Genomic DNA, 4,618 nt, shown 5'->3' with positions numbered 1-4,618 from the left:
GACTCTAAATGGACAGGGAGGGCAGGTAAGACTAGTTCGCCAGCACAGCCCGTTGAGCTGTCAAGAATCACCGCTCCTTCAGGACGGTGAGTATGTCAAACTTTCTAGAAAGGGCGGGATTGACCCTCCCCTGAAAAAGTGGACCCTCCGCTAGAGTGAACACATCAGCAGAACGTCCTCATGACGACCAAGCAACGTCGCATCTTTACGACTGAATACAGCGTTACCCGTGTGCCGCCCACACGCACGACACCATCGGCATCCGTGTGGAGTGGAGGAGCGTTTGCTTTGAAATCAAGCGTAATCAGTTCAAGCTGTTCCATGCTTGTATCCTAATACGCTAGGCACTGAAGTACCGGGCTGCGGGGTGGTAGCTGACGAGGGCGGTGGTGGACTGTTCGGGGTGGAGTTGGAGGTGTTCGTCCATGGTGAGATGGATGCGGTCGGCGCGGAGGAGGTAGAGGAGTTTGCGTTGGTCAGCGATATTGGGGCAAGCGGGATAGCCAAAGGAATAGCGCGAACCCTGGTAGCCCTGGCTGATGAGACGGGCTATGTCGGGTGCGTCCTTCCCGGCAACGCCTAACTCGTGACGAATCCGGGTGTGAATCCAATCCGCTAGGGCTTCGGCAGTCTGGACCGCAAGACCCGCAAAGTAGAGGTAATCACTATAGTTGTTGGCCTCGTAGAGTTGCTGGGCGTTGGTGGTGGCGGCGAGTCCGGCGGTCACGGCTTGGAGCGGTAGGACATCCACCTGACCAGAACCCACGGGCGCGTAAAAGTCACTGATACAGAGCTTGTCTTGGCCCTGTTGTCTCGGGAAACGGAATTTGACTAACGTGCGGAGTTGGCTGGGGTCGCCGGAGGCTTGGTAACGGGCGAAAGAAGCCAGACCGTAGACCAGAAGCTCATCCTCCCGCGCTTGACAGGGAAAATAGCCGTAGGCGACATGGGGCGAGAGCAGGTTCTCGGTGAGGGTACACGTTTGCCAGTGGTGGAGGACGGGCATCATCTTTTCTTGGACTAGTTGCTCGTACTGTTCACGGGTCTGGTCTTTCTGTTTACGGAATTGCCATTGCCCCGCCACGAGAGCCTTGAGGTCTAGGTACTGGAACACCTCCGTCAAGTCCAAGTCCGCAGGCCGGAAAATTCGACTACCCCAGAAGGGCGGAGTGGGCCGGGGGATGTCAAGGGCGACCTGGGAGCGGACCCCGATTTGACGTTTGCGCCGTTGGACTTTTTCAGAACGGAGTCCGCCTGTCTCGATGACAGGTTTAGTCTCAGTCGGTACGGGTTCACCATTGAGGAAACCCAGGGTATCGGACCATTGCTGGGCAGCCTTGGCATTCATCAGACGGTCTAGGAAATGTAACCCCGCGAAGGCATCCAACCCGTAGGCCAGTTTGCCGTGGTAGACCCGCTGACAATCTTCTTCTACAAAACGACGGGTCAGGGCAGCGCCACCGAGGATGACCGGGAGCGTTATCCCGCGTTCATTAAAAATCTGGAGGTTTTCCTTCATGATCACTGTGGACTTGACCAGAAGTCCGCTCATCCCCACACAGTCGGGTTGATGGTCCTGGATAGCTTGGATAATCCCTTCAACGGGTTGTTTAATCCCCAAATCGTGGACCTTGTAGCCGTTGTTGGTGAGGATGATATTAACTAAGTTTTTACCGATATCATGAACATCACCTTTAACCGTGGCGATAACCAACGTCCCTTTCTCGGAACCCTCAGCTTTTTCCATGAAAGTTTCGAGGTAGGAGACTGCCGCTTTCATCGTCTCGGCTGATTGCAATACGAACGGTAACTGCATCTGTCCACTCCCAAAGAGGTCCCCCACCACTTTCATTCCTTCCAAGAGGAATTGGTTGATGATGATGAGTGGGGTATGGCCTTGGTCCAGGGCGGCCTGTAAGTCAACAGTTAAGTTGACCCGGTTGCCATCAATGATGCGCTGGGTCAGCCGTTCTTCTAAAGTTTTGGTGCTCTGGTCTACGACTTGCTGTTGAGTCTTGCCCTCATTTTCACTGTAGTAATGCAATAGGTTCTGTAACGGATCACCCGCGCACCAATCATCAAAGATTAAGCGGCGGTGCAGTTCCTTCTCCTCTTCACCAATCCGATAAACTGGGAGGATTTTGGAGGCGTGGACAATTGCCATATCTAGCCCACTTTGCAGAGCGTAATAGAGATAGACCGAGTTGAGGACATGGCGGATTTTGGGTTTGAGGCCAAAGGAGATATTCGACAGGCCGAGGATAGTTTTCACGCCTGGCAAGTTCTCTTTGATTAACTTAATCCCCTCCAGAGTTGCCAATCCCAGGCGGCGGTCATCACTGTTCCCGGTCGCCAGGGTAAAGGTGAGGGGGTCAAAAATCAAATCCTCTGGAGCCATCCCGTACTTGTGGACGGCTAGATCGTAAATCCGTTGGGCAATGGCAAGTTTGCGGTCAGCGGTTTTCGCCATCCCCGCCTCTCGGTCCTCATCAATCGTCAAGGCCACCACCGCCGCCCCGAATTCCCGGCACATCGGCAGGACCCGCGCCATCCGTTCCTCGCCATCCTCTAGGTTGATGGAGTTGACCACGGCACGGCTTCCTAACTGTTCCAGGGCGGCTTCCAGAACCGGAAGTTCAGTGGAGTCAATCATCAGGGGCAGCGTGGCGGCGGTTTTAAGCCGTTCAATCAGTTGGGTCATATCCTGGACCCCATCGCGGCCCACGTAGTCCACACAGACATCTAATAAGTGTGCGCCCTCTTTTTCCTGGGCACGGGCCATCGCCACCATCCCGTCCCAGTCCTCGACCAAGAGCAAATCTTTGAATTGTTTCGACCCGTTGGCGTTAAGCCGTTCCCCGACCATGACCGGGCCGGGTTCCATGTGTAGGGGCGCGATGTTGTACAACGAGGCCACCGCGTGGAGCCGTTCGGGTCGGCGGACGACGGGGGTGAGGCCCTTGACCGCCTGGGCTAGGGCTTGGATGTGCGCGGGCGTAGTACCACAGCAACCACCGACGATATTCACCCCGAGGTCTCGCACAAACCCGCCCACCTTCGTCACCATTTCCGCTGGGGAGAGGTGGTAATGGGTATGCCCGCCGATATTTTCCGGTAACCCCGCGTTGGGTACGACGGAGATGGCAAAGGGCGAATGGTTGGCGAGGTAGTGAATATGTTCTGCCATGTGTTCCGGGCCCGTGGCGCAGTTGAGGCCCAATACGTCAATCGGATAGGGACTGAGGACCGCCAAGGCCGTCGCAATATCGGACCCCGCCAGCATCGTGCCCCGGGGCGGTGGCTCAAAGGTTAAGGAAGCAATCACCGGCAACCGGATTTTACGTTCCTTAAAAGCTTGAAAAATCGCATTGAGCGCGGCCTTGGTTTGGAGCAGGTCAAAACAGGTCTCCACCAGCAACAGGTCCACCCCGCCATCCAGCAGACCGAGGACCTGGGTATGATATTCCCGGACCATCTCCCGGAAGCTAATCCCGCCAAAGGTCGGCATCTTATTCGTTGGACCCATGGACCCAGCGACAAAGCGTGGTTGGTCCGGGGTCGAGAACTCCTGAGCAACTTGTTTAGCAATCTCAGCGGCTTTGAAATTGAGTTCGTAGGCCAGGGGCGCAATGTCATAATCCGCCAAGACAATCCCCGTACTACCAAAAGTATCGGTTTCAATTACATCGGCCCCGGCCTCTAGGAAACTCCGGTGGACCTGACGGATAACTTGAGGTGCGGACTTGACTAAGTATTCATTACAGCCCTCTAGGTCCTTACCCCCAAAAACATCGGGGCTGAGGTCCAAGTTCTGAATGCTCGTCCCCATCGCCCCATCAAAGACGAGGATGCGCTTCTGGAGCAGTTCTAAGAAGTTGGGCATGGGGTTTTCCGTAATTCGCTTCTCATCATGATAACGGGGAGCCTCCCCGCTCAGCCCTTGCACTAGACTAAAACCATGGACCTGACGCGCCAACTAGAAGCCATTCTCTATCTCAAAGCCCGCCCCCTGACGGTGGTGGAGCTAGCCCATCTCAGCCACCAACCCGAGGCCCAAGTCTTTCCCGCCCTCTTAGAGTTATTGCAGGAATATAGTCGCCGTGACTCAGCCCTAGAAGTCGTCGAGAGCAGTCAGGGTTATGCTTTACAACTCAAACCCGAGTTTGAACCCTTGGTCCACGAAATCGCCTCTCCAGAATTGGGTATGGGGGCCAGACGCACCCTAGCCGTGATTGCCCTCAGAGGCCCGCTCAGCCAACGGCAATTAGTAGAATTGCGGGGCAGTGGGGTCTACGACCATGTACGTGACCTTGTGGAGAAGAGCTTTATCACTAAGTATCGAGAAGCGGAGGGGCGTTCTTTCCGGTTAAAAGTGACAGAACGGTTTTACCAGTACTTTGCAATTAATGAGGACCTGTCGGATTTGTTGGTGGCGGACCGACAGCTGGAGCTACAAGAAGTCCCTCCCTTGTAGTAGCGTCACGGCGATATCAGGCCGCACCTCAGGCTTTGCCGTATTTTGACATACTCACCGTCCTAAAGGCGCGGTGATTCCCTTGCGGTTACTGGCTCACAGACAGCATTTACCGTTGACGATGACTCGCCAGCAGCAGCGATG

General features: G+C 55.3%; 2 protein-coding genes. One reads left to right on the top strand and one right to left on the bottom strand.

Features of this window, described 5'->3' with window-relative positions; translation table 11 throughout:
• Positions 1 to 340: 340 nt before the first annotated feature.
• Complete coding sequence (metH, locus tag HFM78_RS01895) at positions 341 to 3,883, bottom strand: methionine synthase (protein ID WP_287127722.1); 3,543 nt, start codon at positions 3,881 to 3,883, stop codon at positions 341 to 343.
• A gap of 75 nt (positions 3,884 to 3,958) precedes the next feature.
• Between metH and scpB the strand changes: the two genes are divergently transcribed.
• A complete protein-coding gene (gene scpB, locus HFM78_RS01890; RefSeq protein WP_287127721.1) occupies positions 3,959 to 4,474 on the top strand; it encodes an SMC-Scp complex subunit ScpB in 516 nt (171 codons plus the stop codon).
• Positions 4,475 to 4,618 lie beyond the last annotated feature (144 nt).

This window comes from Candidatus Cyanaurora vandensis, assembly GCF_013285555.1.
GTDB classification, from domain to species: Bacteria; Cyanobacteriota; Cyanobacteriia; order Gloeobacterales; family Anthocerotibacteraceae; genus Cyanaurora; species Cyanaurora vandensis.
Note: the sequence above shows the minus strand (reverse complement) of the source record. Positions and strands in the feature narration are given on the sequence as shown.

What these genes read in the sequence shown, in the direction of transcription:
- metH (WP_287127722.1), bottom strand. Translation starts at nt 3,883, where the DNA reads ATGCCCAACTTCTTAGAACTGCTCCAGAAGCGCATCCTCGTCTTTGAT.
- scpB (WP_287127721.1), top strand. Translation starts at nt 3,959, where the DNA reads ATGGACCTGACGCGCCAACTAGAAGCCATTCTCTATCTCAAAGCCCGC.